The sequence below is a fragment of the Kitasatospora sp. NPDC101183 genome (genome assembly GCF_044767945.1).
In the GTDB taxonomy this organism is placed as follows: Bacteria; Actinomycetota; Actinomycetes; order Streptomycetales; family Streptomycetaceae; genus Kitasatospora.
Genome location: NZ_JBIWOW010000001.1, coordinates 455,735 through 479,901, shown reverse-complemented (window position 1 = coordinate 479,901; position 24,167 = coordinate 455,735). Strand labels below are relative to the sequence as shown.

General features: G+C 73.1%; 23 protein-coding genes. 11 read left to right on the top strand and 12 right to left on the bottom strand.

Features of this window, described 5'->3' with window-relative positions; all coding sequences use genetic code 11:
• Window positions 1-122: 122 nt before the first annotated feature.
• On the bottom strand, window positions 123-1,040 hold the full coding sequence (locus tag ACIRRS_RS02015; protein ID WP_402963449.1) for a hypothetical protein: 918 nt from the start codon (window positions 1,038-1,040) through the stop codon (window positions 123-125).
• Between the two features lie 78 nt (window positions 1,041-1,118).
• Between ACIRRS_RS02015 and ACIRRS_RS02010 the strand changes: the two genes are divergently transcribed.
• Window positions 1,119-2,333 (top strand): hypothetical protein, encoded by a 1,215-nt coding sequence (locus ACIRRS_RS02010; RefSeq protein ID WP_402963446.1) that lies wholly within the window; start codon window positions 1,119-1,121, stop codon window positions 2,331-2,333.
• Between the two features lie 612 nt (window positions 2,334-2,945).
• On the opposite strand, the gene ACIRRS_RS02005 is transcribed toward ACIRRS_RS02010, so the two are convergent.
• The gene (locus ACIRRS_RS02005) at window positions 2,946-3,170 is read right to left on the bottom strand and encodes a hypothetical protein (RefSeq protein ID WP_402963443.1); all 225 of its coding nucleotides are present in this window, start codon (window positions 3,168-3,170) and stop codon (window positions 2,946-2,948) included.
• Window positions 3,171-3,395: 225 nt separating this feature from the next.
• On the opposite strand from ACIRRS_RS02005, the gene ACIRRS_RS02000 reads away from it, so the two are divergent.
• Both ACIRRS_RS02000 and ACIRRS_RS01995 read left to right on the top strand, forming a co-directional pair.
• The gene (locus ACIRRS_RS02000; protein ID WP_402963440.1) at window positions 3,396-4,124 is read left to right on the top strand and encodes a hypothetical protein; all 729 of its coding nucleotides are present in this window, start codon (window positions 3,396-3,398) and stop codon (window positions 4,122-4,124) included.
• A gap of 99 nt (window positions 4,125-4,223) precedes the next feature.
• Window positions 4,224-4,649, top strand: coding sequence for a hypothetical protein (locus ACIRRS_RS01995; protein WP_402963437.1), 426 nt, complete (start codon window positions 4,224-4,226; stop codon window positions 4,647-4,649).
• A 51-nt stretch (window positions 4,650-4,700) separates the two neighbouring features.
• On the opposite strand, the gene ACIRRS_RS01990 is transcribed toward ACIRRS_RS01995, so the two are convergent.
• The 3 genes from ACIRRS_RS01990 to ACIRRS_RS01980 form a co-directional block, all read right to left on the bottom strand.
• Window positions 4,701-5,825, bottom strand: coding sequence for a serine hydrolase domain-containing protein (locus ACIRRS_RS01990; RefSeq protein WP_402963557.1), 1,125 nt, complete (start codon window positions 5,823-5,825; stop codon window positions 4,701-4,703).
• Window positions 5,826-6,040: 215 nt separating this feature from the next.
• The gene (locus ACIRRS_RS01985) at window positions 6,041-7,210 is read right to left on the bottom strand and encodes a serine hydrolase domain-containing protein (RefSeq protein WP_402963434.1); all 1,170 of its coding nucleotides are present in this window, start codon (window positions 7,208-7,210) and stop codon (window positions 6,041-6,043) included.
• A gap of 174 nt (window positions 7,211-7,384) precedes the next feature.
• The gene (locus ACIRRS_RS01980) at window positions 7,385-7,936 is read right to left on the bottom strand and encodes a TetR/AcrR family transcriptional regulator (RefSeq protein WP_402963431.1); all 552 of its coding nucleotides are present in this window, start codon (window positions 7,934-7,936) and stop codon (window positions 7,385-7,387) included.
• 137 nt (window positions 7,937-8,073) lie between these two features.
• Between ACIRRS_RS01980 and ACIRRS_RS01975 the strand changes: the two genes are divergently transcribed.
• The gene (locus ACIRRS_RS01975) at window positions 8,074-8,775 is read left to right on the top strand and encodes an SDR family oxidoreductase (protein WP_402963428.1); all 702 of its coding nucleotides are present in this window, start codon (window positions 8,074-8,076) and stop codon (window positions 8,773-8,775) included.
• Between the two features lie 49 nt (window positions 8,776-8,824).
• Window positions 8,825-9,247, top strand: a complete 423-nt coding sequence (locus ACIRRS_RS01970; RefSeq protein ID WP_402963425.1) for a tautomerase family protein — start codon at window positions 8,825-8,827, stop codon at window positions 9,245-9,247.
• 61 nt (window positions 9,248-9,308) lie between these two features.
• Here the strand turns inward: ACIRRS_RS01970 and ACIRRS_RS01965 are convergent, their stop codons facing one another.
• From ACIRRS_RS01965 to ACIRRS_RS01940, 6 genes are read right to left on the bottom strand one after another with little or no spacing between them, the layout of a single operon-like run.
• A complete protein-coding gene (locus tag ACIRRS_RS01965) occupies window positions 9,309-10,550 on the bottom strand; it encodes a CopD family protein (protein ID WP_402963422.1) in 1,242 nt (413 codons plus the stop codon).
• A 41-nt stretch (window positions 10,551-10,591) separates the two neighbouring features.
• Window positions 10,592-11,983 carry an MATE family efflux transporter gene (locus tag ACIRRS_RS01960; RefSeq protein WP_402963419.1) on the bottom strand — a complete coding sequence of 464 codons (1,392 nt, stop codon included), beginning with the start codon at window positions 11,981-11,983 and terminating at the stop codon, window positions 10,592-10,594.
• A gap of 8 nt (window positions 11,984-11,991) precedes the next feature.
• Window positions 11,992-13,020 carry a cysteine synthase family protein gene (locus ACIRRS_RS01955; RefSeq protein WP_402963416.1) on the bottom strand — a complete coding sequence of 343 codons (1,029 nt, stop codon included), beginning with the start codon at window positions 13,018-13,020 and terminating at the stop codon, window positions 11,992-11,994.
• A gap of 19 nt (window positions 13,021-13,039) precedes the next feature.
• Entirely contained in the window at window positions 13,040-14,368 is a 1,329-nt protein-coding gene (locus tag ACIRRS_RS01950; protein WP_402963413.1) for a Y4yA family PLP-dependent enzyme, read from the bottom strand.
• Window positions 14,359-15,348, bottom strand: a complete 990-nt coding sequence (locus ACIRRS_RS01945; RefSeq protein ID WP_402963410.1) for an ornithine cyclodeaminase family protein — start codon at window positions 15,346-15,348, stop codon at window positions 14,359-14,361. The genes ACIRRS_RS01950 and ACIRRS_RS01945 overlap by 10 nt, the downstream gene beginning before the upstream one ends.
• Before the next feature lie 37 nt (window positions 15,349-15,385).
• Window positions 15,386-16,375, bottom strand: a complete 990-nt coding sequence (locus ACIRRS_RS01940; protein ID WP_402963407.1) for a TauD/TfdA family dioxygenase — start codon at window positions 16,373-16,375, stop codon at window positions 15,386-15,388.
• Between the two features lie 371 nt (window positions 16,376-16,746).
• Here ACIRRS_RS01940 and ACIRRS_RS01935 point away from each other — a divergent pair, with 371 nt between their 5' ends.
• From ACIRRS_RS01935 to ACIRRS_RS01910, 6 genes are all read left to right on the top strand, one after another.
• Window positions 16,747-18,306 carry an ABC transporter substrate-binding protein gene (locus tag ACIRRS_RS01935; protein WP_402963404.1) on the top strand — a complete coding sequence of 520 codons (1,560 nt, stop codon included), beginning with the start codon at window positions 16,747-16,749 and terminating at the stop codon, window positions 18,304-18,306.
• Complete coding sequence (locus ACIRRS_RS01930) at window positions 18,303-19,289, top strand: ABC transporter permease (protein ID WP_402963401.1); 987 nt, start codon at window positions 18,303-18,305, stop codon at window positions 19,287-19,289. The genes ACIRRS_RS01935 and ACIRRS_RS01930 overlap by 4 nt, the downstream gene beginning before the upstream one ends.
• A complete protein-coding gene (locus ACIRRS_RS01925) occupies window positions 19,286-20,119 on the top strand; it encodes an ABC transporter permease (RefSeq protein ID WP_402963398.1) in 834 nt (277 codons plus the stop codon). Before ACIRRS_RS01930 ends, ACIRRS_RS01925 begins: the two co-directional genes overlap by 4 nt.
• The gene (locus ACIRRS_RS01920) at window positions 20,116-21,507 is read left to right on the top strand and encodes an ABC transporter ATP-binding protein (protein WP_402963395.1); all 1,392 of its coding nucleotides are present in this window, start codon (window positions 20,116-20,118) and stop codon (window positions 21,505-21,507) included. Before ACIRRS_RS01925 ends, ACIRRS_RS01920 begins: the two co-directional genes overlap by 4 nt.
• 124 nt (window positions 21,508-21,631) lie before the next feature.
• Window positions 21,632-22,642 (top strand): quinone oxidoreductase family protein, encoded by a 1,011-nt coding sequence (locus ACIRRS_RS01915; protein ID WP_402963392.1) that lies wholly within the window; start codon window positions 21,632-21,634, stop codon window positions 22,640-22,642.
• A 145-nt stretch (window positions 22,643-22,787) separates the two neighbouring features.
• A complete protein-coding gene (locus ACIRRS_RS01910; protein WP_402963389.1) occupies window positions 22,788-23,642 on the top strand; it encodes a hypothetical protein in 855 nt (284 codons plus the stop codon).
• Here ACIRRS_RS01910 and ACIRRS_RS01905 read toward each other — a convergent pair.
• Window positions 23,630-24,103 (bottom strand): nucleoside deaminase, encoded by a 474-nt coding sequence (locus tag ACIRRS_RS01905; RefSeq protein ID WP_402963386.1) that lies wholly within the window; start codon window positions 24,101-24,103, stop codon window positions 23,630-23,632. The genes ACIRRS_RS01910 and ACIRRS_RS01905 overlap by 13 nt on opposite strands.
• Between the last annotated feature and the right edge of the window lie 64 nt (window positions 24,104-24,167).

Here is a 24,167-nt window from a genome sequence, read left to right as displayed (position 1 = left end):
GGCTCGAGGCACGAGGCGGGCGCCCCCACCCGCTGTTCGCCGTCCACCCCTTCCGCCGACCTACGAGACCAGCAGGCGGGCTCCTCATCGGGGCCGCCGACCGGCTGAACAACCGAGGTCGGTCACGGGCGCCGGGCGAGCAGCGTCGTCCTCACCTGCGAGAGCATCTGGTCGAGAAGGTGCACAGCGCGGGCCTGTAGAGGGACCTCGCGGTGCGAGGCTCGCCAGTACGACATGGTCCGTGACTCGACGGCGGAGAGCACCTGACGGTCCGTCCCGTCGACAAGCAGCATCACGAAGCGCAGGAAGCCGACGACGGTTGCCTTCTCCTGGTGCTCACCAGCGAGCGCCTCCACCCGTTGCCGCAGCGTGACTGTGGCGGGCGAGTCACGGAAGACGACTCCCAGCGCCGCGAGAGCCAGACGGACTCCCAGGCACTCCCCGTCCCAGCGCGCGAGCACCTCCGGGAGGTGCCCCTCGACCGCCGACCTTGCCCGGACCGCCGCGGCAGCGTCCGCCTGCGGATGTGCACCAGGCCAGTACTCCGCCCTGTGCCGGTCGGTCTCGGTCGCGATGCCGAAGAGCACCTTGACGAGCCCCATCCGCTCCTGGGCCCGCACACGGCCGTCGACCGCCAGCGCGACCAGGAGCGGAACCCCTTCGGCGGTGAACCTGTCGCAGGTGTCCTGGTGATGGATCTCGTTGTAGAACTGCCCGAGGAAATCGCGATCCGAGTCCCACGGGCCGAACCCCGGCCCGAAGAGGAGCTCCGCATGCGGGGGCATCGCGCCGCTCCCGAACCGGTCGACGGCCACGGCCCGGAAGATCCGGCGCATCCCTGGCTCGAACAGCTCGTCCAACTCGTCGGGAATGACCTGGCCGAAGCCATCATCCGACCGGAACGTTCCGTGAACGCCGGAGAGATCAGCCATCGAGACGCCTCCGTTCGAGCCCGAGCCCGCCGAGCGGCGCTTGCGGATCAGGCCGCGGTCGAGTTGGTGGAGGACGCCGCGCTCCGGGTCGTCCGAGAGGATTCCCATCGGTGAAACCCGCGTGATCATCGTTCCGACGGACCGTAGGGTAGCCCGGTTCGGAAGGGTTCGAGTGCCGGAGGTCGAATGCGGGTCACGGAGTTCCTCGGCTGGAAGCGGGACCTCCCGCTGCGCTACCTGCTCGTCGCGGACGAATCCACCCTGGAGGACACCGAACGCGTTGCTCTCGTCACGCGCTGCGTCGACGTCGAGGGGCTGTACGTGGCGCCGGTGCCGCCGCCCCGGGAGGTCGTCACTCTGCGCGGCTGCCCCCGCGACAGCCGACTCGTCGCACTCGCCACCCGTCCCGCTGCGCAGGACCGGCTGCTCGGCGACCTGGTCGTGGACGTCCTCGACGCGGACGACAGGACATCGCCGACGGGCGTCGAGCTCGTCGACGTTTCCGTCATCATCCACCGCCCCGCGCCCGGTGACCCGGAGCGGATCGACCTAGTCCTCGGCGCCGGTGTCGCGAACACCGCGTACGGGGCCCTGACCGTACCGCAGGCCCCGACCTCCTACCGCTTCGAGATCCGGTCGGCGCATCGGTGGGACGACGAACCGCTCGGCACCTGCCTCGAAGCGCGGGGGCTGTACCCGCAGCGCCCCCTGCGGCCGGAGCCGATCCACCTGATCGGCTGCGAGCCCACCGATACGCTGCTGGAACGGTTGAAGGACCCGTACCCTCGGCCTTGGGAGTGTGTGTGGCTGGCGGCATTGGACTGCAACGGCCGGGTCATGTACCACCGCGGCGTCGACGTCGACATCGCCGACGTGCGGCCCTCCGTCCTGGGCAGCTCCCTGCTGGACCTCACGCTCGCGGACCGCAGCGACGAGCGCCCGTCCCCGGAGGCCCGCGCGATCCACGAGACCTGGTACGACGGTGAACCGAGCCGACCGAACCTCTGGGCGCCGCTCACCACCCGGGGCCGGTACGCGTGGCTACGGCTGACGACCAGCGGCCCGTACGGCCCCGGCATCGGCCGCTCCGGCGGCGAGTACCACCTCGACGGCCGCTTCGCCACGGACGTGCCGGGCCTTCACCTGGCCATCGGCGAGGCCGTCCTCGGCCCCGGCCGGGAACTGGGCGGAGACCTCTTCTGGCTCCGGGACCGCCTCGGCGGTGGGCCGGCGGTCGTTCCCCCGTTCACCCTGGTCTGGCACGACTTCGACATCGCCCGTCGTGCCTTCGCCGACCGGGCCGTCGAGTGCGGAGCGAGCCGCTCCTACGTCGACCACGTCCTGGAGATCCTCGACGAGGGCGGTGTGACGGTCGTCCTGGACCACGAACCGGCGCACTGACGAGCGGGCTGAGGGTGGTGCGGGGTCAGGCAGGCCCCTCGGATCCGTGTGAGCCGGAACATCTGGGCAGGCCGTCGTCGACGGTGCAAGCCAAGGGGCCCGGCCGCGAGTCACCCCGTACGGGCAGGGCCGACCCCACCTCCACACGGGCGGAGCGGACATCACGCTCTGAGCACGGCCTCACTCACAGGCGGCTCGCCTCCGGGCGAGCGCGGTCCCGTCAGTCGTCCAGGCGTCGGCCCGTGTGATGCAGATACGCCAGGCCGCGTTGGAGGTGGGCGCGGACGGTGGGGGTGAGGTGGTGGGCCCAGTCAGGTGCGGGGTCGCCGCGCAGATGGGACCAGCAGGCCAGGGCGTAACATAGCCCCACTGCAGCGCGGATGTTCGGGATCTGAGCGTCTGTTGAGGCAGGCGGCTGTTTCGTCCTGCAAGGTCTGTGGGACAGCGAACGACGGCGCCGATCGAGGCACCGTGGTGGAGCCCGGATCCCTCCGCGCGGGCGGAGCGGACCACATCGAGGACAAACTGGGGCGGGCGCTCTCGCGGCACTTCCGCGCTGGCCGAGCGGACGGCTTCCAGACCCCTGGGGGAGATGGTTCACGCCTGATCGCCTCACCAGGCCGCCGGCCGGGACTGGTTGTCTCCCTCGGTTTCTTCCGGCCAGTTGACGGTCCTACCGTCCGTCCGGTTCAGGATTCCGGGGTCGGGCGCGTAGTCCTCGTTGTGCGGCCCGTTCCACCAGGCCCGCCGGGTACGCGGCAGGGGTATTTCCACGAGCCTGCCGTCGTGGACCATCCAGAGGCCGAAGCAGTCGTCCTCCTCGTCGTGGATCAGCACCTGCACCGTCTCCGGACAAGGCCACGGCAAGGACTCCAGGTGCCCTCCGCACGGGCGGAGCGGACTGCGCGGTGGCGGTGTCCTGTCTCAGTGAAGGTGAATCACGGTGAGGCTGTGACCAGCGATGGTTCAGATTGAGTGAGACGCGGCATCGGTCGTCGTCTCACTCAACGTGATACCTGAGGGCCCTGGGCCTCACGTTCGGTGGTGCGATTCAATGCCCGGATGGCCAACTGGGCAGATGTGTACGACTGTCACTTCGACACCGATCGCGTTCCCGTGCTCCTGGAGCGCGTGGAGGGGGGTGAGGACGATGCCGATGCGTGGGAGGAACTGGGATACCGGCTGATCCTCGAACATGACTTGGTGTCGGCTGCCAGCTTCGTTGCGCTGCCGCGCCTTGTACGCCTCGCGTCGGGCAATGCGTCGGCGCGTCGGCTGGCCGGCGAGATCCTCGAACGTGCGGCGGGACAACACGGCTGCGACGACCTGTTCGTGGACTGCGCGGACGCGGTCTCAGAGTTTCGGGAGCTGCTGGACAGGCACCTCCGATCGCGGCCGGCCGACTACCTCGCAACCTTCCGTGCGCTGCTCGCAACCGAGGAGCAGTTCCATTGGGCGGCTGTCTTGGGGGACTTCACCGACGACTTCTACCTTGTGGACTGCCCCCACTGTGCTGTGGAGGTGACGATCGCCATCGGTGGATACGGGCGTTACTCGGCGGTCCGGGACTGGAATCTGGGAGACGTGAACCGGCGTGACCTGCGACCGGGGTCCCCGGATGATCTTTCCGGCATTGGCCGGTGGATGCATGGGATCGCCGTCCGCGACGGGAAAGACCTGCTCTCTGATGGGATCGCCCATCTCTTCGGCGATGCGGAGTGCCCGACCTGCGCCTGCGTGTTCAACGTTGCGAACGAATACACCTTCGCCAACCGCCCGGTTCTGAGGTGAGGGGCGCTTCTGGCTCGACGTCGGCTGCTTCGGCGGTTCGCGAGAGGTGAGCGTGGATCAGGGGTCACCTCCGTGCTGGCGGGGCCAAGAAGGTATCCCTTGGGCAATGCGGCCGGACCTACGGGACGAGCCGCGTTCACGAGCACGCATGCGTTCGCTGCCCCGTCCCTGTCGTCGGCGCTGGAGAACGAACCCTGTCTGGAAGAAATCCACGAGAACCCGCTGACCTCGGCCCTGGACCCGGACCTCGCCGTGACCCGCCTGGGCGGCGAGTCGAAGCGCATCCTGCCTGTCTGGCCAGCGGCTGGCGGCGGTTGGACCTTCGTCACCGCCGAGGGCCCGCGCGAACTGCCCGACCACCCGGACAAGGCCGCCATCCGTACCGTCATCCTCTCGACCGTCCAGGTCCGCTCGACCTGGCTCACCGGCGCCGGCCCCGAGACCTTCCCACCCGGCCCCTGGCAGGGCGGTTCGGCTGGATTCCGAGGATGGCATCGTTCGCGAGTAGCCATGTCCGGCCTGTGAGCGGCCGAGGCCCGGCCAGGGAGGCTCCCTGGCCGGGTGAAGGCGCGGGGGTCAGCGGCAGAGGGCGGCGTCGACGGTGTCGGTGAGGCGCTTGGTGGTGGGGCCGTCCGGGATGGTGGTGACGGCGATGTTGACGGCGCGGCCGTCGTCGGTGACGCCGCCGCGGGTGCGGTAGGCGACGGAGGTGCCGCCGTGGCCCCAGACGAGGCCGCCGCAGGTGAGGGGGCGGCTCTGGAGGCCGAGGCCGTAGCGGACGCCGGGGCCGAGGAGTTCGGCGGGGACGGTGGTGCGCATCTGGGCGAGTTGGGCGGCGGGGAGGAGGCGGCCGGCGAGGAGGGCGCTGAAGAAGGTGTTGAGGTCGGTGTTGGTGGACACGACCGCGCCTGCGGCCCAGGCCATGGAGGAGTCCATGTCGGTGTAGTCGAACGGCGGGGTGCTCGTGTCGGTGCGCGGCATGTAGCCGTGGGGGTGGCGTTCGCGCAGGGCGGTTTCGCCGGTGGCGGGGACGTAGGTGTGGCGCAGGCCGATCCGGTCGATGACGCGCTTGGTGACCTCCTCGGCCCAGGGGCGGCCGGTGACCTTCTGGATGAGGATGCCGGCGACGATGTAGTTGGTGTTGCTGTACGCGAAGTCGGTGCCGGGGGCGAACAGCGCCTTCTGGGTCAGTGCCCCGTCGAGGAGTTCGCGCGGTTCGAAGTAGCGGTACTGGATGGTGGTGAAGTCGCTCAGCGCGGGGGAATCCATGTAGTCGGGCAGGCCGCTGGTGTGCTGGAGCAGTTGGCGGACGGTGATGGTCCGGCCGTCGATGCCGTCGCCGCGCAGGAGGCCCGGCAGGTAGGTGTCGACGCTGGAGTCGAGGCCGATCTTGCCCTCGGCGACGAGCTGGAGGACGACGACGGCGGTGAACGGCTTGGTGTTGCTGCCGGCGCGGACCTGGCCGTCGACGGGGACCTTGGCGCCGGTGGTCAGGTCGCCGACGCCGGAGGTGTAGGTGCGGTTGCGGCCGTCGCGGTCCTTGACGGTGGCGAGGGCGCCGGGCACCCCGTTGTCCTTCACGAGCGCGTCGAGGCTCTGCTGGACGACGTCCGGGCGCGGTGCGGCGGTGGCGGCGGTCGGGGCGAGGGCGGTCAGCGCGAGTCCGGCGGCGGCCGTGGCGGTGGTGGCGTAGCGCACCATGCGGATGCGGCGGGCGGGGGCGTGGTCGTTCACGGGGATTCCGGTTTCTGGGAGGAGGGCGGGGGCGGGGCCCCCCCCGGGGGGGGGGGGGGCGGCCGGGGGGGGGGGGGGCGGCCCCCCCCCCCCCCCCCCCCCCGGGGGGGGGGGGGGTTGGGCGGGGGGGGGGGGGGGGCGGCCCCGCGGGGGGGGGGGGGGGGGGCCGCGCGGAGGGGCGGTCAGCGGCAGAGCGCCTCGTCCACGGCCTGGTCGGCGTGGTTGATGGTGGCGTCGCTGTCGGGCAGCGTGGTGATGGCGATGTTCGCGGCGCGGCCGTCCTCCGTGACGCCGCCGAAGGTCTGGAAGCCCGGGATCGCCCCGCCGTGGCCCCAGGAGAGCCCGCCGCAGGAGAGCGGGCGGCTCATCAGGCCGAGGCCGTAGCGGACGCCGGGGGCCATTCCCTCGGCGGGGACGGTGGTGCGCATCTCGGCGAGCTGGGCGGCGGGCATCAGGCGGCCGGCCAGGAGGGCGCTGAAGAAGGTGTTGAGGTCGGTGTTGGTGGAGATGACCCCGCCGGCCGCCCAGCCCCAGGAGGGGTCCAGCTCCGTGTACTCGCGCCACGAGCCGTCCTCGGCGCGCTGGTAGCCCTTGGGGTGGGTCTCGCGGATCTTCATGTCCCCGGGGACGGGGAAGTAGGTGTGGCGCAGGCCGAGCCGCTCGACGATGCGCTTGTTGACCTCCTCGCCGAGCGGGCGCCCGGTGACCTTCTGGATGATCATGCCCGCGACCAGGTAGTTGGTGTTGCTGTAGCTCCACTTGGCGCCGGGCGCGAAGCGGGCCTTCTGGGTCAGTGCGGCGTCGAGGAGTTCGCGCGGCTCGAAGTACCGCTGGGGCTCCTTGAGCACGCTGTCCTTGTTGACGTACTCGGGCAGGCCGCTGGTGTGCTGGAGCAGCTGGCGGACGGTGATGGTGCGGCCGTCGATGCCGTCGCCGCGCAGGAGGCCCGGCAGGTAGGTGTCCACGTTGGCGTCGAGGCCGATCTTGCCCTCGGCGACGAGCTGGAGGACGACGACGGCGGTGAACGGCTTGGTGTTGCTGCCGGCGCGGACCTGGCCGTCGACGGGGACCTTGGCCCCGGTCTTCGTGTCGCCGACGCCGGAGGTGTAGGTGTGGTTGCGGCCGTCGCGGCCCTTGACGGTGGCGAGGGCGCCGGGCACCCCGTCCTTCTGGACGAGGGCGTCGATGCTCTGCTGCACCACGTCCTTGCGTGGCCCGGCGGAGGCGGTGGTGGCCGGGACGAGGACGCCCGCCACCACGGCTGCGGCCACGGCGGTCACGGTCGCCGCCACCGCGCGGCGGCGGCCGCGGAGGCGGTTCGGGCGGTGCTGCTGCGGTGCGTGGTCGTTCACGGGAATGCCCCTCTGGGTAGGGCACCGGAGCTCTTCTCGGTGCCCTCCAAGAGGATCATCCGACGGACCGTCAATCCGTCCGCGCGGAGGACGAATCCCTACCCGGGAACCTGCTCCGGGTCGGGGCCGGGGAGGGGACCGTGCTCCCAGGGACGTACGGCCCTCAGTCGGCCCTCAGTCGGTGCCCAGGAGGCGGGCGCGGGCGGCCGCGAGGATGCGCTCGGACAGCTCCTCGTCGGCGCAGGCGCGCGCCAGGACGAGTGCGCCGACCATGGCGGACAGGTCGGCCAGTGCGGAGTCGTCCCCGGGGGTGGCGCCGTCCATGCGGGACAGCTTGTCGGCCAGCTCGCGCAGGCCCTCGGTGAAGGACTCGCGCAGCGGGTCGTCGGGGGCGGCGCGGGAGGCGTCGGCGGCCAGGGCGGCGGCGGCGCAGCCGGCGTGCGGGTTGTCGCGGTGGGGGGTGGAGAGGTACGCGGCCAGGAACTCGTCCTTGGTGAGGTCGTCCATGGCCGTCGTGCGTTCGGTGAAGGCGGCCCTGCACGCCCGGGCGACGAGGTCCTCCTTCGAGGAGAAGTGCCGGTAGAAGCCGCCGTGCGTCAGGCCCGCCGCGGCCATGGCCTGCGGGACGCTGACGCCCGACGCGCCGTGGGTGCGGACGAGCTTCGAGGTCGCGGCGATCACCTCTTCGCGGTGCCGCTCCGCGTCGGCCTTCGAGGCGCGGGCCATGCTCTGCACGTCCTTCCGGGGTCCAGGGTCAGGGTCAGGGACGGGGTTCAGGGTACTTGTCGGCGATTTTAGATGATGCTAATAATCTAAGGGAGCTGCACAGCAGCCACCCACCGACAAGTCCCAGGAGGCACGGCATGGTTGCCGTCGAAGGTTCCGTGGTGCTCGTGACCGGAGGCCAGCGCGGCCTCGGCAAGGCCTTCACCGAGGCCCTGCTGCGCCGCGGCGCCGCGAAGGTGTACGTCACCGCGCGCAAGCCCGTCCCCGAGGAGGACCCGCGCGTCGTCCCGCTGCCGCTCGACGTCACCGACGCCGAAGCTGTCACGGCGGTCGCCGAGCGGGCCGGGGACGTGAGCGTCGTCCTCAACAACGCCGGGGTGCTGTACCCGTCCCCGCTGATCGAGGCCGACATGGCCGACGTGGTCGCGACCTTCGACACCAACGTCTTCGGCGCCCTGCGCGTCGCCCGCGCCTTCGCGCCCGTCCTCGCCGCGAACGGCGGCGGCGCGCTGGTCGACGTGCACTCGCTGCTGTCCTGGGCCTCCGGCGCGGGGGCCTACGGGGCGTCCAAGGCGGCGCTGTGGTCGGTCACCAACTCGCTGCGCCTCGAACTCGCCCCGCAGGGAACCCAGGTGGTCGGGGTGCACCTCGGCTTCGCCGACACGGAGATGGTCGCGGCGATCCCCGTCGCGAAGCTCTCCCCGGCCGAGGTCGCCGAAGCCGTCCTCGACGGCCTGGAGGCGGGGGAGGACGAGGTGCTCGTCGACGAGGCGACCCGCCGCGTCAAGGCCGCGCTCTCGGGGCCGGTCGCCAACCTCGCCGTTCCGCTGGGGCGTTGACCCCGAGGCGTCACCCGAGCACCGTCCGAGCGTCACGAAGGAGAGCACCATGCCCCTCTGGCACGTCTACCACCCCGTCGGAGCCTACGACGCGCAGCAGAAGCGGGAGTTCGCCGCCGACGTCACCGGCCTCTACACCGGATTCGGCCTGCCCGCGTTCTACGTGGTGACCCTGTTCCACGAAGTCCCCGAGGAGTCCTTCCTCGTCGGCGGCGTCCCGACCGGCGGCGCCGTGCGCGTCGTGGTCGAGCACATCGCCCGCCACGCCACCGACGCTGCAGCCCGTAAGCTCACCGGCGAGGCACTCGACCGCCTCCTCGCCCCCCACACCCGCGAGCGGGGCCTCTACTGCGAGTTCCACATCGACGAGACCCCGCAGGACCTCTGGATGATCGACGGCCACTGGCCGCCCCCGCCCCGCAGCGAGGCCGAACAGCTCTGGGCGCGCGAGAACCGTCCGATCCCGTACTGACGGTTCGACGGAACGGCCCTGGTCACGCCCGATCCGGGCGTGACCAGGGCCGTTCGCCGCGTCAGAGGGTCGCGGCCGACCGCCGGGCCAGGGCGTCGGACATCCGCACCGTCGCGTACAGGGAGGCGGCCAGCGCGAGGGCGAGGGCCGCGCCGCCGGTGAAGAGGGTGGCGGAGGAGACGGCCTTCGGGCTGCCGGCCTCGGTACGGGCGGAGCCGGAGATGAAGGGCAGCACGAGGAGCACCGCGAGGCCGAGGGCGACCTCGCCCCAGACGACCCGGGGGAAGTGGCGCAGGGTGAGGTGCAGCAGCGAGGCGGTGTCGTCGGCGGCGCGGGCCCGGGCGATGCGGGGCGTCAGCCAGAGCTGGTTGAAGGCCCCGGCGGCGACCAGGCCGCCGACCAGCAGGAGCTTGACGAGCAGGGCGAGGCCGTATCCGGTGGTCCACAGCTGCGAGATGCCGCCGACGTGCTTCCAGCTCAGCCAGAGGCCCGAGACGGTGACGGCGGCGACGCAGACCATGGCGAGGAGGCCGAAGCGGCGCCAGACGTCGGCCCACAGGAGGCCGGCGCCCTCGCCGAGGCGGCGGCGGGTGCCGGCGAGGGCGACGAGCAGGGCCAGGCCGCCGAGCCAGACGACGCCGGAGACGATGTGGGCCTGGTCGAACAGCAGGTTCAGCCAGGCGTCGAGGTCGGCGGGGGCCGTGGTCGGCACGGCGGCGACCAGGGTGACGGCGAGGGAGAGCGGCAGCGCGGCGAGCGCGATCGCGTCCGTACGGCGGCGGGCGGCCGGGGCGAGGAGGGCGATCAGGGCGAGGGCGGTCGCGACCAGCAGGGCGTTCTGCACCAGGTAGACGGTGCCCTGGGCGATCCAGGCGCCCTTGGCGGCGGGGGCGCGCAGGAAGTCCCACTGGGCGCCGGGGGCGAGGGCGTCGCCGAAGGGCATGCCCTTGCCGGCCCGGGCGACGCGGGCGGCGAGCTGGAAGTAGCCCGCGACCAGCAGGGCGACGCCCGAGCAGGCGAGGAAGAGCGCCGAGCGGCGGCGCAGGACGGCGGCGTCCTCGGCGATGGTGCCCTCGGCGATGGCATCCGAGGCGATGGCATCCGAGGCGGTGGTGCCCGAGGCTGCGGTGTCCGAGGCGGCGCCCCGGGCGGAGCGCAGCGCGGGGCGGACGGTGGCGGCGTACGTGACGGTGGCGCCGATGGCCCCGCTGAGGCCGAGGAAGTAGCCGGTCTTGGTGAGGAGGCGCCAGAGCGGGGGCACGGCGTATCCGGCCGTGGTCGCGGCCAGGGTGGCGGTGTTCATGGGGGGCTTGCCTGTCTGGGGATGGAGGGGTCGGGCGTGGTTCAGGTGGTGACGGGCGCCGCGGCCCTGGCGGTGAGGGCGTGGCCGTAGCGGCGCAGCAGGAGCACGGCGGTGGTGGCGAGGCCGAGGAGCAGGCCGAGCCACAGGCCCCGGGTCTCGCCGCCCAGGGGGTAGGCGAGCAGCCAGGCGGCGGGCAGGCCGACGAGCCAGTAGCCGACGAGGGTGATCCGGAAGCCGCTCCCGGTGTCGTCGAGGCCGCGCAGCAGGCCGACGCCGATGTTCTGGGCGCAGTCGAAGAACTGCAGGACGGCGACGACGGCCAGCAGACCGGTGGCGATGTGCAGGCCCTGCTGGTCGGCGGCCGCGTCGGGGTCGAAGTAGGGCCGCAGGACGAGGCCGGGGACGGTGAGGTAGGCGAGGCCGACGAGGGTGGTGACGACGGCCCCGCAGGCGAGGGCGGTGTTCTTGATCCGCCGGGCGGCGGCGTACTCGCCGAGGGCGAGTTCGCGGCTGACGTTGATGGAGGCGGCGTGGGAGAGGCCGACGGCGACCTGGAAGACGATGTAGATCAGCTGGTTGACGGCCGTGTGGGCGGCGAGGGCGGCGGCGCCGAAGCTGCCGGCGAGCAGCGCGGTGACGGAGAAGAACCCGGCTTCGGAGCCGTAGGTGGCGGCGATCGGAGTGCCGAGGCCGAGCAGGCGGCGCACGGTGGCGGGGTCGGCGCGCCAGAAGTCGAGGCCGAGCAGCGGCGCGAGTTCGGGGTCGCGGCGGGCGGAGGCGTACAGGGCGAGGAAGGAGAGCAGGTGGACGGTGCTGGTGGCGACGCCGATGCCGGTGAGGCCGAGCTTGGGCAGGCCCCAACTGCCGTGGATGAAGACCCAGTTGAGCCCGGCGTTGACGGCGACGGAGGCGACGGTGATCCGCAGCAGCGCCTGCGGGCGGCGCATGCCGACGGTGAACTGGCGGATCGCCTGGAACCAGAGGCAGGGCAGCAGTCCGGGCGCCAGGGCGGCGAGCATGCCCTGGGCGCGGTGGGCGACGGAGGCCTCCTGGCCGAGCAGGGTGGCGGCCTGGCCGATGAGGACCATCAGGACGGCGCCCGCGATCCCGGCGAGGGTGGCGACGGCCATCGCCGCCCGGACCAGGCCGCGCACCTCGTCCTCGTCCTCGCCCCCGTCGGCCTGCTCGGCGCGGGCGGCGGCCGCCGCGACCTGGTTGCCGACGGAGGTGACCAGCCCGACGCCCATGGTGCGCAACTGGTTGAAGATCACCAGCGCGAGGCCGCCGGCCGCGAGCGCCTCGGTGCCGAGGACGCCCATCATGACGGTGTCGGTGGTGGTCAGGGCGACCTGGGCGAGCTGGGTGAGGGCGAGCGGGACGGCGAGGGCCGCGAGGGCCCGGCTGTCGCGGACGAGGGTGGTCAACTGCTGCATCGTAGAACTCAGTTCCTGCGGAGTTTGGTGAGGGTCTCGTCGATCCGGGCCTCGACGGCCGGGTCGACGAGGGAGCGGGCGTGCATCCAGTCGTCGTTGAAGACGGTGTCCATGTACTTCTCGCCGCCGTCGTTGACGAAGGCGACCATAACCGCCTCCGGCGGCAGGGCCTGGAGGCGGGCGAGGGCCTCGTGGACGACGCCGCCGGCCGAGCCGCCGATCAGCAGGCCGGTGCGGCGGGCGACGACGCGGGCGGTGGCGAAGGCCTCGACGTCGCCGACCTTCACGCCCTCGTCGATGAGGTCGTAGTCGACGAGCAGGCCGATGGTGGCGCCCTCGGGGGTGCCGGTGCCGGACTGGTAGTAGTCGTGGGCGGGCGGGCCGAAGGCGATGGAGCCCTCGGGCTCGACGCCGACGACGGTGAGGTCCGGGACGCTCCTCTTCAGCTCCGCGCCCGTGCCGCACAGGCCGCCGCCGGTGCCGACGGCGCCGATCAGCACGTCCACCCGGTTGTCCAGCGCCTGGGCGATCTCGCGGCCCACCGCGTGGTAACCGACCGCGTTGCTGGGGTTGTTGTGCTGCTCGGTGAAGAAGGTGTTGTCCCTGCCCCGGGCCATCTCCTCGGCGAGTTCCTCGCGGGCGGCGGTGTGCAGGTCCTCGCCGCCGTCCTCGTCCACGTAGACGAGTTCGGTGCCCATCGCCTTCATCCCGCGCAGCTTGTCGGCGGCGGCGTGGTGGTCGACGACGGCGGTGAAGCGGTAGCCGCGTTCGGCGGCGACCACGGCCAGGCCCAGGCCGGTGTTGCCGGAGGTGGACTCGATGACGTGGCCGCCGGGGCGCAGGTCACCGCGCTCCTCGGCGTCGAGGACCATCTGGCGGGCCATGCGGATCTTGGCGCTGCCGGTGGGGTTGAACATCTCCAGCTTGAGCAGGAGGCGGGCGCCGTTGTCGGCGCGGGCGAGCTCGAACAGCGGGGTGTACCCGATGAGGTCGGTCATCCGGCTGACCACCGGCGGGCGGTGGAGGGCGTCGGTCACGGTGGGAGAACTCCAGGAGTCAGTGGTCGAGGCGCCAGCGGGGGCGGTCGCCGCCGTGGTCGATGACGACCTTGGGCGGCAGGGGCAGGTCGTGGAAGGGGGACTCGTTGGAGTCCATCTGGTAGCCGGCCGTGTTGGGGTAGACGAGCAGGTCGCCGTACCGGGGCCGGGCGGGGAAGCGGATCCGCCGCCAGGTCAGCAGGTCGGAGTCCAGGCAACTGGCGCCGCCCACGCAGGCCTCGTACGGGCCGTCCTCCCGGTGCTCCTGCGGCAGCAGGACGGGTTCGGGCAGGTACTCGCTGTTGAACCACTGCTCGGACAGGCTCAGGCTGGTGCCGTCGACGGTGACGATGCCGTACCCCGTACGGTCCTTGACGCCCTGGACGCGGAACACCGAGGAGCCGGCGCGGTCGAGCAGGGCGCGGCCGGGCTCGACCAGCAGCGCCACCCTGGCCTCCCGCAGGCGCTGTGCGAGGCTCGTGCCGCTGCCGCCGGGCCGGGCGGCGAGGATCGCGCGCAGGGCGTCGGCTCCGGCGACCGGCGAGTGGTACGGGTAGAACTCGCCGACGGCGAAGGCCTTGTGGCCGTGGTAGTGCCGGGGATCGTGCCCGTCGAGGAACCTGGCCCAGTCCTCGGCGGCGACGTAGTCCACGGGGAAGCCGCCGCCGATGCTGATCCGGTCGGCGGGAAGGCCCAACGTCCGTGCCTTGAGGCAGAGTTCGACGAGCTCCCCGGCGAGGTCGGCGCGCGGCTGGAGCGCGTAGCCGGAGAGGTGGAAGCTGAAGCCCTCCATGCGGACGGCGCCCCCGGCCTCGGCGCAGCGGCGCAGCGCCTCGTCCATCTGGGCCTCGTCCAGGCCGAAGCGGCTGCGCGGCTGGGCGGGCGGGTGGCGGCGCAGCAGGGCCCGTATGGGGCGGGGCGTGTCGAGGGCGAGCAGGCGGTCCAGCTCGTCCAGGGCGTCGACGGTGATCAACGCGCCTTGCCGGGCCGCGACGTGGAGCAGCTCGGCGGACTTGGCGGGCCCGGTGACGACGAGGTCCTCGCCGCGTACGCCGTGGCCGAGGGCGTCGCGCAGTTCGCCGAGGGAGGCGACGTCGGCGCCCGCGCCGGCGGCGGCGCAGCGGTCCATGAACACCGAGGCCTTGTTGGCCTTCTTGGCGTAGTGGACGGCCCCGTCGACGCCGGCCTCGGAGAGGGCGGCGCGGAAGTCGGCGAGGTTGGCGTCGAAGCGCTCGGGCAGCAGGTAGTGGAAGGGGCCGCCGAGGCCGTGGGCGAGTTCGTGCAGCAGGCCGCCGGTGTGGAGGCGGTCGGTGAGTGGGTCGGGGTGGGCGGGCAGGGTCAGCGCCACAGGGCCACCTCGGTGCCGAGACCCTGGGCGGCGGCGAGCTGGGCGAAGCGGTGGCCGAGTGCGATGTCGGTGACGACGAGGCCGCTGTTGTAGGCGAAGATGCGCTGCCCGTCGGCGGTACGGGCCCTGGCGGCGCCGGAGATCGCGGCGGGCAGCTCCACGTCGACGGCCGGGAGGGCGCCGTCGGCGTCGGCCATGTCGACGCCGGTGACCCGCATCTGGGCCTCGCTGGTCGCGACGACCCGGTCCGCCCGGTGGAGGGTGGAGGGGGCGAGGCCGTGGCCGATGAGGACCGCGACCGCGCCGGGGCGCAGCCAGTCGGCCTCGACGGCGGCGGGGGTGTGGGGGCCGGCGGTGGCGAGGACGAGGTCGGCGTCGCGGGCGGCGGCCTCCAGGTCGGTGACGAGTTCGAGCTCGCGGTCGGGGAAGTGCCGGGCGAGTTCGGCGCGGACGGCGGCGATGCCGTCCGGGTGGGTGCCGCAGAGCAGCAGGCGCTCCAGCTTCGGCAGGGCGGTGAGCAGGAACGGCAGGGCGAGGCGGCCCTGGGTGCCGGTGCCGATGACGAGCGCGGTGCGGGCGTCGGGGGCGGCGCACTCGCGGGCGAGCAGGGCGGAGGCGGCCGGGGTGCGCAGGGAGCCGATGCGGGAGCAGTCCATCATCGCGACGGGCAGGCCGGTGACGTCGTCGTAGATGCTCAGCGTCGTGTAGTAGTGCTGCCGTTCGCGGCTCTCGTGCAGGCCGTGCTTGTAGGAGGTCTTGACGGCGACGACGTTGCGCACGCCGTCGCGGCCGAGCATGGCGTAGGACACGGAGTGGCCGTCGGCGGGCTTGACGGTGAGCTTGCGCGGGTTGTCGGACTGTCCGGCGGCCAGGGTGCGGTAGGCCTGTTCGACGGTGTCGAGGACGTCGGCGAGGGTGATCTCCAGCCCGGCGAGGTCGCCGGTGGAGAGGACGCGCAGGGTGGTGTCGTCCCGGTCCATGGGGTGGGCCCTTTCAGGGAGTTGGAGGTGCGTGCTCTCAGGCGGACCAGGCGGTGAGCGCGGCCTGGCCGTAGCCGTGCTCCTCCCGCTCGGCGGCCGGGCGGGTGGGGCGGCCCTCGACGCGGGCGGAGGCGCGCTTGAGCCAGCGGTCGGTGCCGTCGTAGCGGGCCCGGAAGGGGACGCGGCCGTGGACGACCAGGTCGTTGTCGACGACGAGGACGTCCCCCGGCTCCAGGGCGACGGCCACCGAGACGCGGGCCAGCTCCTCGCCGAGGCGCCCGTACGCGGCGCGCCAGGCCTCGTCGGCCTCCTCCAGCGGGGTGTAGGCGGGGTCGTAGCGCATGGTCAGGCCCTCGGCGGTGGAGAAGAGGGTGGGTACGGGGTCGGGGCGGCCGCCGAACTGCCGCGCCTGCTCGTACGCGTCGTCGGGCAGGATCGGCGCGACGGGGCGGGTGAGCTGCTCGACGTCGGCCTCCGGGAGGTCGGCCTTGCGCACGCTGGCCGCGGTGGTGGCGATGCGGTCGTGGTTGCGCATGCAGCAGAGCAGCAGCAGGTGGGCGCGGCCCGGGTGGAAGGCGTCCTCGGTGTGCGGGGTGAGCAGGACGGAGCTGGAGGCGCCGGTCTGCTCGGCCTCGTGGCCGGGGGAGGGGACGATGTTGTGCACGAACCGGCCGTCCTGCTGGCCCTCCCAGGCGATGGGGGTGCCCATCAGGGTGGAGACGAGCAGCAGGACGACGTCCCAGAGTTCGCCGGAGTCTCCCGCCTTCGACCAGTGGCCGGGGGTCGGGCCGAGCCGCGCGTCGTCGACGTCGAGGCCGCGCAGGACGAAGAGGCCGTCGGCGGTGTCGACCGGGCGCAGGCGCAGGTGCAGCGGCTCGCTGAGGCGGGCGCAGCGGGCGGGCAGGTCGGCGAGCAGGGCCGGGCTGGCCGGGGAGCCGTGGAGGGCGAGCAACTCGGTGGCGGCGGAGGTGAGTTCCGCGGCGAGGGCGGGGTCGAGACGGCGTACCGGGGCAGGGCAGGTGGGCACGGCGGGACCTTCCGGGGACGGGAGGGAGAAGGAGCACGGGGTGCGGGCGTGCGGCATCACCGCGCCGTTGCGGGACGGCGGCGGGAGCTGCGTGTGGGTCGTGGTCCGGAGCGGCTGGGGCGGCCGGACGACTGGAAACGTAACAACCCGTTTGAGGTAAGGCAAGCCTTACCCAGCCCGAAGTTGACATGTTCGTGGTCGCAGGATCGGGCGGTGGATCGGATGTCGCGCGGAATCAACTTCCCTGGCCAGGGGCCGATTTGTGAACGAACGATTCTGTGGCCCCGAGTACCCGGCGGCTTGCGCGATGCCTCAAACTTAGGATAGGTAAACCTAAGCAAATCGAGCGCAACCCGAGATGAGGATCGAACGTGGGCGTCACCCGACGACAGCTGCTGTGGGCCGGTGCAGGCATCGGAGCGGTTGGCGCACTCGCCGCCTGCGGCGGCAGCACGGGCGGTTCCAAGGACAGCGCCCCCTCGGGCGGCGCCTCCCAACAGCCGCGCAGCGGCGGCACGTTGAAGGTCGGCGCCCTCGGCAAGGCCTCCGCGACCACCCGTGACCCGCACGGTACGCAGTCCAACGAGAGCGACTACCTGATCATCAGCCTGCTCTACGACACCCTTGCGATACCCGGCGACAAGCCCAACACCGCCCCCCGCTTGGCCGCCTCCTGGAAGGCCTCCGACGACCTGAAGACCTGGCGCTTCACCCTCGCCGAGGGCGCCACGTTCCACGACGGCACCCCCGTCACCGCCGAGGACGTCGTCTGGTCCCTCAAGCGCCTGCGCAACACCCCCGCCGGCAAGTCCCGCCTGCCCGGCATCCAGCCCGAGGGCATCACGGCCGAGGATGCGAAGACCGTCGTCCTCGTCTCCGACTACCCCAACGCCGACCTGCCCCTGCTCACCCGCATGACCACCTTCGTCCTCAAGAAGGACACCAAGGACGACGCGATCGCGGGCGCCCCCGGCACCGGCCCCTTCAAGCTCGACTGGTACCGCGACGGCAACGCCCGCCTGGTGCGCAACGAGAACTGGTACGGCGGCAAGGTCCTCCTCGACGCCGTCGAGGTCCGCCTGTTCGAGAGCCCCCAGGCCATGGCCAACGCCCTGCTCGCCGGCCAGATCGACCTCGCCTCCAACGTCGGCGCCGTCGCCGCCCGCACCGCCGAGGCCCGCAAGGACGTCCAGATCGTCCGGCGCCCCAACGACATGGCGATGCCCATCGTCATGCGCACCGCCGACGGCCCCTTCGCCGACCCCCGGGTCCGCGAGGCCCTCAAGCTCGCCGTCGACCGCGAGGCCATGGTCAAGCAGGTCCTCTCCGGCTACGGCACCGTCGCCAACGACATCCTGGGCACCGGCGACCCGGCCTACGCCAAGGACGTCCCCCAGCGCGCCCGCGACCTCGCCAAGGCCAAGCAGCTGCTCGCCGACGCCGGGTTCGACACCTCGAAGACGTACGACCTGATCACCACCGAGGACATCGCCGGACTCGCCGAGTCCGCGACCCTCTTCGCCACCCAGGTCCGCGAGGCCGGGGTCAAGGTCAACGTCGTCAAGCAGGACTCCAAGGTCTTCTGGGACGCGACCTGGCTCAAGGGCCAGCTCTACACCACCTACTGGGGCACCAACGACTCCGTCGTGTTCTACGCCTCCAAGACCATGCTCTCCGACGCCGGGCAGAACGAGACCGGCTGGAACGAGCCCGGCTTCGACGAGACGTACCGCAAGGCCATGGGCACCCCCGACCCCGCCGAGCGCGACAAGCTCCTCCACCAGCTCCAGGAGATCGAGTTCGCCAAGTCCGGCTACCTGCTGTGGGGCATGGCCGACGGCATCGACCTCGCCGGCGCCGCCGTCCGCGACCTGCCCAAGCTCCCCGGCTACGGCCGCGTCCAGCTCGAGAAGACCTGGCTGGCGCGTTGACCACCGCCCACCCGGCCGCGGCCCGCATCCTCCCGGGTGCGGGCCGGGCCGCCCGGCAGGCCGCCCGACAGGCCGTCCGGCGCCTGCTCATGCTCGTCCTCCTGCTCGCCGCCGTCTTCGCCGCCGTCGAACTCCTGCCCGGCGACGCCGCCGGAGCGACCTCCGACCGGGGCGTCACCGGCGCCGACCTCGCCGCCCGGCGCACCGCCATGGGCCTCGACCGGCCCGTCCCCGAACGCTTCTGGGACTGGATGACCGGCCTGCCCACCGGCGACCTCGGCACCACCGCGCGCGGCGAGCACGTCACCGACGTCCTCGCCGGGCCCTTCCCCAACACCCTCCTGCTCGGCGGCCTCGCCCTCGCCGTCAGCACCGTCGGCGCCCTCGCCCTCGGCGGCTGGTCCGCGCTGCGCCCCGGCGGGCGGGTGGACCGCGCCGTCGACGCCCTGTCCACCGCCGCGTTCGCGCTCCCGGAGTTCGTCGTCTCCGTCGCCCTGCTCCTGCTGCTGTCCCAGTGGACCGGCTGGCTGCCCGCCGTCACCCTCACCGGGCCCGACGGCAGGCCCGAGACCTGGACCATGATCCTGCTGCCGCTGCTCTCCCTGGCCGTCCCCCAGATCGGCTGGAACACCCGCATCGTGCGCGGCGCGCTCGCCGACCAGGCGGCCCTGCCGCACGTCCAGGCCGCCGTCCTCGACGGCCTGCCCCGGCGGCGCGTCCTCGGGCACCACATGCTCCCCGGCGCCCTGCCCGCCATCGCCGTCGGCATCGCCACCTCCGCCGGAATGCTGCTCGGCGGCACCGTCGTCGTCGAGACCCTCTTCAACTACCCCGGCATCGGCGCCGTCCTCGCCGGGGCCATCACCGACCGCGACACCCCGCTCGTCGCCGGGGTCGTGGCCGCCGCCGGAGCCTCCATCAGCGTGCTCCTGCTGATCGCCGACCTCGCCCGCACCGCCGTCCTGGGAGGCGAACGCCAATGACCGTCACGGCCCCCGCCGCCGTCCGGAGGAAGCGACGGGCGCTCCTGCGCGCCGCCCCCGCCCTCCTGCTCGTCACCGCCGCCCTCGCCGGACCGCTCCTGGCCCCGCACCCCGTCGACGCCCCCGTCGTCTTCCCGTACGCGGAGGCCGGCGCCGACGCCCCGCTCGGCGGCGACCAGCTCGGACGCGACGTCCTCAGCCGCCTCCTCAGCGGCGGCACCGCGCTCATCGCCACCGCCCTCGCCATCGCCCTGGTCGTCACCGCCACCGCCACGGCCCTCGGCATCCTCGCCGCGCTGCGCCCCGCCCTCGGCCGCTGGATCGAACGCGCCGCGGACCTCACCATCCTGCTGCCGTCCGTCCTCGCCATCATGCTCATCGCCCTCGCCTGGCCCGGCGGAGGCCGCCTCGCCGTGGCGGCCGCCGCCGTCGTCCTCGGCGTCCCCTACGCCGTACGGATCGTGGCCGCCGCGGCCGGGCCCGTCGCCTCCGCGGGGTACGTCGAGGCAGCGGCGGCCGGCGGGGAGAACCTGTGGCACCTGACCGTCCACGAGGTCCTGCCCAACCTGCGCTCCACCGTCCTCGCCCTGTTCGGCCTGCGCTTCGTCGAGGGCGTCTACATCGTCTCCATCGCCGCCTTCCTCCAGCTCGGCCCCCAACCGCCGGAAGCCGACTGGGCGTTGATGATCCGCGAGAACGCCGCCGGGATCACCCTCAACCCGTGGGCGGTCGGCGCGCCCTGCCTCGCCATCGGCCTGCTCGCCATCAGCGTCAACCTCGCCGCCGAAGCCCTCGCCCCCGCCAGGCCCACCCCGGAGACGCCGCTGTGAGCACCACCGCTGTGAGGACCCCCGTCGTCCGTGTCGCCGGACTCTCCGTCACCCTTCGCGGCACCCCGCTGCTCACCGACGCCACCCTCGCCCTCGCCCCCGGCCGCGTCACCGCCGTCACCGGCCCCTCCGGCGTCGGCAAGACCACCCTGCTGCGCGCCCTCGTCGGCGCCCTGCCGCCCGGCGCACAGGTCACCGGCGGCAGCCTCACCGTCCTCGGCCACGACATCCTCGCCCTCCCGCCCGGCGAACTGCGCCGACTGCGCCGCCACCACCTCGCCTACGTCGGCCAGGACCCCGGCTCCGGGCTCAACCCCCGCATGCGCGTCGACCGGCTCATCACCGAGACCGCCCCCGCCCGCCGCGCCGCCTCCGTACCGGACCTGCTGCGCGCCGTACGGCTGCCGGTCGACGAAGGCCTCGAACGCCGCCGCACCGCAGGCCTCTCCGGCGGGCAGCAGCGACGCGTCGCCCTCGCCCGCGCCCTCGCCCGGCGCCCCGCCGTCCTCCTCCTCGACGAACCCACGGCCGGCCTGGACCCGGCCCTGCGCGACGGGATCGCCGACCTGCTGCGCGAACTCGCCGAGCGGGAGGGCATCGCCGTCGGGCTCACCAGCCACGACGCGGAGTTCGTCGCGCGCTGCGCCGACGACGTCCTGGCGCTGGCGGCAGCTCCCGTCGAGGCGCCAACACCCGTACTCCTCAAGCAGGTCGAGCCGATCCTCGCCGAACCGGTCGTCCCGGTCGTCGAGGTGAAGGCGCTCGCCGCCCGGGTCGGCAGCGGCCGGCCCGTCTTCGCCGACCTCGACCTCACCCTCCGCCCCGGCACCCTGACCGGCGTCACCGGCCCCTCCGGCTGCGGCAAGACGACGCTGCTGCGGACCCTCGCCGGGCTCCACCGCCCGGACGCCGGCACCGTCACCCTCGGGGGAGCGCCCCTCGCCGCCTCCCACCGCCGCCGCACCCAGGACCAGCGCCGCCGCGTCCAACTCGTCCCGCAGAACCCGCTCGGCGCCCTCAACCCGGCCCGGACGGTGGGCGCCACCCTCGCCCGCCCGCTGAAGCTCCACTTCGGCCGGACGGACGACCACCGCGTCGCCTCCCTGCTCCAGGCCGTCGGCCTCACCCCCGAGCACGCCGCCCGCTACCCGCACGAACTCTCCGGCGGGCAGCGCCAACGCGTCTCCATCGCCCGCGCCCTGGCCGCCGAACCCGACGTCCTCCTCTGCGACGAGATCACCTCCGCCCTGGACCCCGCCACCGCCGCCGGCATCATGCACCTCCTGCACACCCTGCGGGCGGACCACGGCCTCGCCGTCGTCCTCGTCACCCACGACCTGCCCCTGGCCGCCACCCACGCGGACCACCTGCTCACCCTCGGCCCGTAGCCCGTAGCCCGTAGCCCGTAGCCCGTAGCCCGTGGCCCGTAGCCCGTGGCCCGTAGCCGGCCCGGCCGGGAATCGGATCGCGATCTTGGGAGTTGGTGGGGGAAAATCGTTTGTCGGAGGGGTCATGCGAGCAATCCAGGTGTACGAGGTGGGCGGTCCCGAGGTGCTGCGGGAGGCCGAGGTCGAGCAGCCGCGGCCGGGGCCTGGCGAGGCGGTCGTGGAGGTCGCCGCATCCGGGGTCAACTTCCTCGACGTCTACCACCGCGAAGGCCGGTACAGCCTCCCGCTGCCCTTCACCCCGGGCTCCGAGGGCGCCGGCACGGTCGTCGAGGTCGGGCCGGGCGTCACCGACGTCGCGGTGGGGGACCGGGTCGCCTGGGCGGAGATTCCCGGCACGTATGCCGAGCGGGCCGTCGTGGACTCCTCCCGGCTGGTGCCGCTGCCCGACGACATCGACTTCGAGACGGCCGCCGCCGCGCTCCTCCAAGGCATGACCGCGCACTACCTCGTCAAGGACGCCTACCCGGTCCGGGCGGGCGACACGGTGCTCGTGCACGCGGCTGCCGGTGGCATGGGGCTGCTTCTGACCCAGCTCATCACCCATCTCGGCGGCAGGGTGATCGGTACGACGTCCACCACGGCGAAGGCCGAGTTGGCGAAGCGTGCCGGGGCCGCCGAGGTGATCCTCTCCTCCGAAGTCGACGATCTCGCAGCCGAGGTGAGGCGGCTCAACGGCGGTCAGGGACTGCCGGTCGTCTTCGACGGCGTCGGCGCGCACACCTTCGACGCGAGCCTCGCCAGCCTGCGAACCCGCGGCCACCTCGTGCTCTTCGGCGCGGCAAGTGGTGCCGTGCCTCCGTTCGACCCGATCCGGCTCGCCCACGGCGGTTCGCTGACGCTGATCCGGCCCAGCCTCGGGGACTACATCGCCGATCGGTCCGAACTGCTCCGACGGGCCGCCGATGTCTTCGCGTGGGTGCGCTCCAAGGCACTTGATGTCGCTGTGACGGGCCGCTACGCACTGTCCGAGGCCGCGCAGGCGCACAGCGATCTGGAGGCCCGGCGCACCACCGGCAAGCTGCTCGTCATACCCGGCGCGGCCGCCGTCGGGCACCGTGAGGAGACGCAGCGCTGATCGCGGGTGACGAGGTCGAGGATCTCGGAGACCGGGATGCCTGGGCACGGCGGACCGCCATCGCCGAGATCCCCGACAGCGTCGGGCACTCGGCAGACCACGATCAAGGGCATGGCGGACGGCCGGGCGGGGTATCCGCGAGCCCATGAGGAAATTCCACAAATCGGATCGTTCCGGGCATCCGACCGACTCCGACCCGGACCCCGTCGCCGGGGAGGGCCTGGCCGTGGGCCTCGCCGAACTCGTCGAGGAGGCCGAACGTCCGGCCGCGAGGCCGCAGCACGGCCGGGGCCGGGCGCTGGTGACCAAGGGCGCGCACCTGCTGGGCCGAGGCGGCCGTGCCGCCGCCCGGGGCACGGCCGTCGGCGGCCGTGCCCTGACCGAGCAACTGATCCGGGCCGCGCCCCGCATCCCCGTGCGCGGCCTCGCCACCCTGCGCGCCCAGCACCCCGGCGCCACCACCCCCGAGAGCCTGGCCGACCTGCTGGTCACCGGCGCCACCCGCGCCTGCGGCGCGCTCGGCGCCGGCGTCGGGGCGGCCGCGATGCTGCCGGTGCCGCCCGCGATGCCGATGGAGATCGCGGCCGAGACCCTGGCCGTGGCCGCCGTCGAGGTGAAACTCGTCGCCGAGTTGCACGAGGTGTACGGCCTCCCCGCACCCGGCACCGTCCCGCAGCGAGCCGGCGCCTACCTGGCCGCCTGGGCCGACCGTCGGGGCATCGACGCCACGCTGCTGGTGCGCCCAGCCGGCTTCGCCGCCCTCGCCCTGGGCGCCGAGGTCCGCCGACGGGTGCGCCACCGGCTCACCCGCAGCTGGCTGCGCCGCGTGCCCTCCGTGACCCCGCTCCTGCTGGGCGCCGGCATCGGCGCCCACATCAACCGGCGCGACACCCTCCGCCTTGCCGAGGAGGTCCGCGCCGACCTGCGCACCCGCCCACCCGCCGACCCCCGCTACTGGGAAGCCGCCCGCCCGGCCCCGTCGGGTGCCTACCCCCAGTAGCCGGCGTGCACGGCGGCGGCCTCGGTGTAGAGGTACGGTCCCGACACCTCCACGGTGTTCCCGCCGGCCGCGAAGACCTGGCGGCACGGCAGGTCGAGCAGCGGCTCCTCGGGGTCCACTCCCGCGAGGACGTTCAGCTCCGTCGCCGCGAGCGCGTACACCACGCGGGGGATGCCGCTCCAGTAGATGGCGCCGGAACACATCGCGCACGGCTCCGTACTCGTGTAGAGCGTGGTGTCGGCGAGTTGGGCGGGGGTGAGCGTGCGTGAGGCCAGCCGCACCAGGTTGGTCTCCGCGTGGCCGGTGACGTCGTGGTCGGTCAGCACGGTGTTCTCGGCCGTGAGCAGGAGGTTCCCGGCGCGGTCGGTGAGCAGGGCGCCGAAGGGGTGGTTCCCGTGCTCCCGTGCGCTCGCCGCCAGCTCGATGGCCGTGAGCAGATGGGCGTGGACCTGATCGGTCATGACGTGCTCCTCGATGGTGAAAGACGGAAGGTCGGCGCCGCCGTCCCGGGCCTCGGCCGTCAGG

What these genes read in the sequence shown, in the direction of transcription:
- ACIRRS_RS02015 (WP_402963449.1), bottom strand. Translation starts at nt 1,040, where the DNA reads ATGGGAATCCTCTCGGACGACCCGGAGCGCGGCGTCCTCCACCAACTC.
- ACIRRS_RS02010 (WP_402963446.1), top strand. Translation starts at nt 1,119, where the DNA reads ATGCGGGTCACGGAGTTCCTCGGCTGGAAGCGGGACCTCCCGCTGCGC.
- ACIRRS_RS02000 (WP_402963440.1), top strand. Translation starts at nt 3,396, where the DNA reads ATGGCCAACTGGGCAGATGTGTACGACTGTCACTTCGACACCGATCGC.
- ACIRRS_RS01990 (WP_402963557.1), bottom strand. Translation starts at nt 5,825, where the DNA reads ATGGTGCGCTACGCCACCACCGCCACGGCCGCCGCCGGACTCGCGCTG.
- ACIRRS_RS01980 (WP_402963431.1), bottom strand. Translation starts at nt 7,936, where the DNA reads ATGGCCCGCGCCTCGAAGGCCGACGCGGAGCGGCACCGCGAAGAGGTG.
- ACIRRS_RS01975 (WP_402963428.1), top strand. Translation starts at nt 8,074, where the DNA reads ATGGTTGCCGTCGAAGGTTCCGTGGTGCTCGTGACCGGAGGCCAGCGC.
- ACIRRS_RS01970 (WP_402963425.1), top strand. Translation starts at nt 8,825, where the DNA reads ATGCCCCTCTGGCACGTCTACCACCCCGTCGGAGCCTACGACGCGCAG.
- ACIRRS_RS01965 (WP_402963422.1), bottom strand. Translation starts at nt 10,550, where the DNA reads ATGAACACCGCCACCCTGGCCGCGACCACGGCCGGATACGCCGTGCCC.
- ACIRRS_RS01960 (WP_402963419.1), bottom strand. Translation starts at nt 11,983, where the DNA reads ATGCAGCAGTTGACCACCCTCGTCCGCGACAGCCGGGCCCTCGCGGCC.
- ACIRRS_RS01945 (WP_402963410.1), bottom strand. Translation starts at nt 15,348, where the DNA reads ATGGACCGGGACGACACCACCCTGCGCGTCCTCTCCACCGGCGACCTC.
- ACIRRS_RS01925 (WP_402963398.1), top strand. Translation starts at nt 19,286, where the DNA reads ATGACCGTCACGGCCCCCGCCGCCGTCCGGAGGAAGCGACGGGCGCTC.
- ACIRRS_RS01915 (WP_402963392.1), top strand. Translation starts at nt 21,632, where the DNA reads ATGCGAGCAATCCAGGTGTACGAGGTGGGCGGTCCCGAGGTGCTGCGG.
- ACIRRS_RS01910 (WP_402963389.1), top strand. Translation starts at nt 22,788, where the DNA reads ATGAGGAAATTCCACAAATCGGATCGTTCCGGGCATCCGACCGACTCC.
- ACIRRS_RS01905 (WP_402963386.1), bottom strand. Translation starts at nt 24,103, where the DNA reads ATGACCGATCAGGTCCACGCCCATCTGCTCACGGCCATCGAGCTGGCG.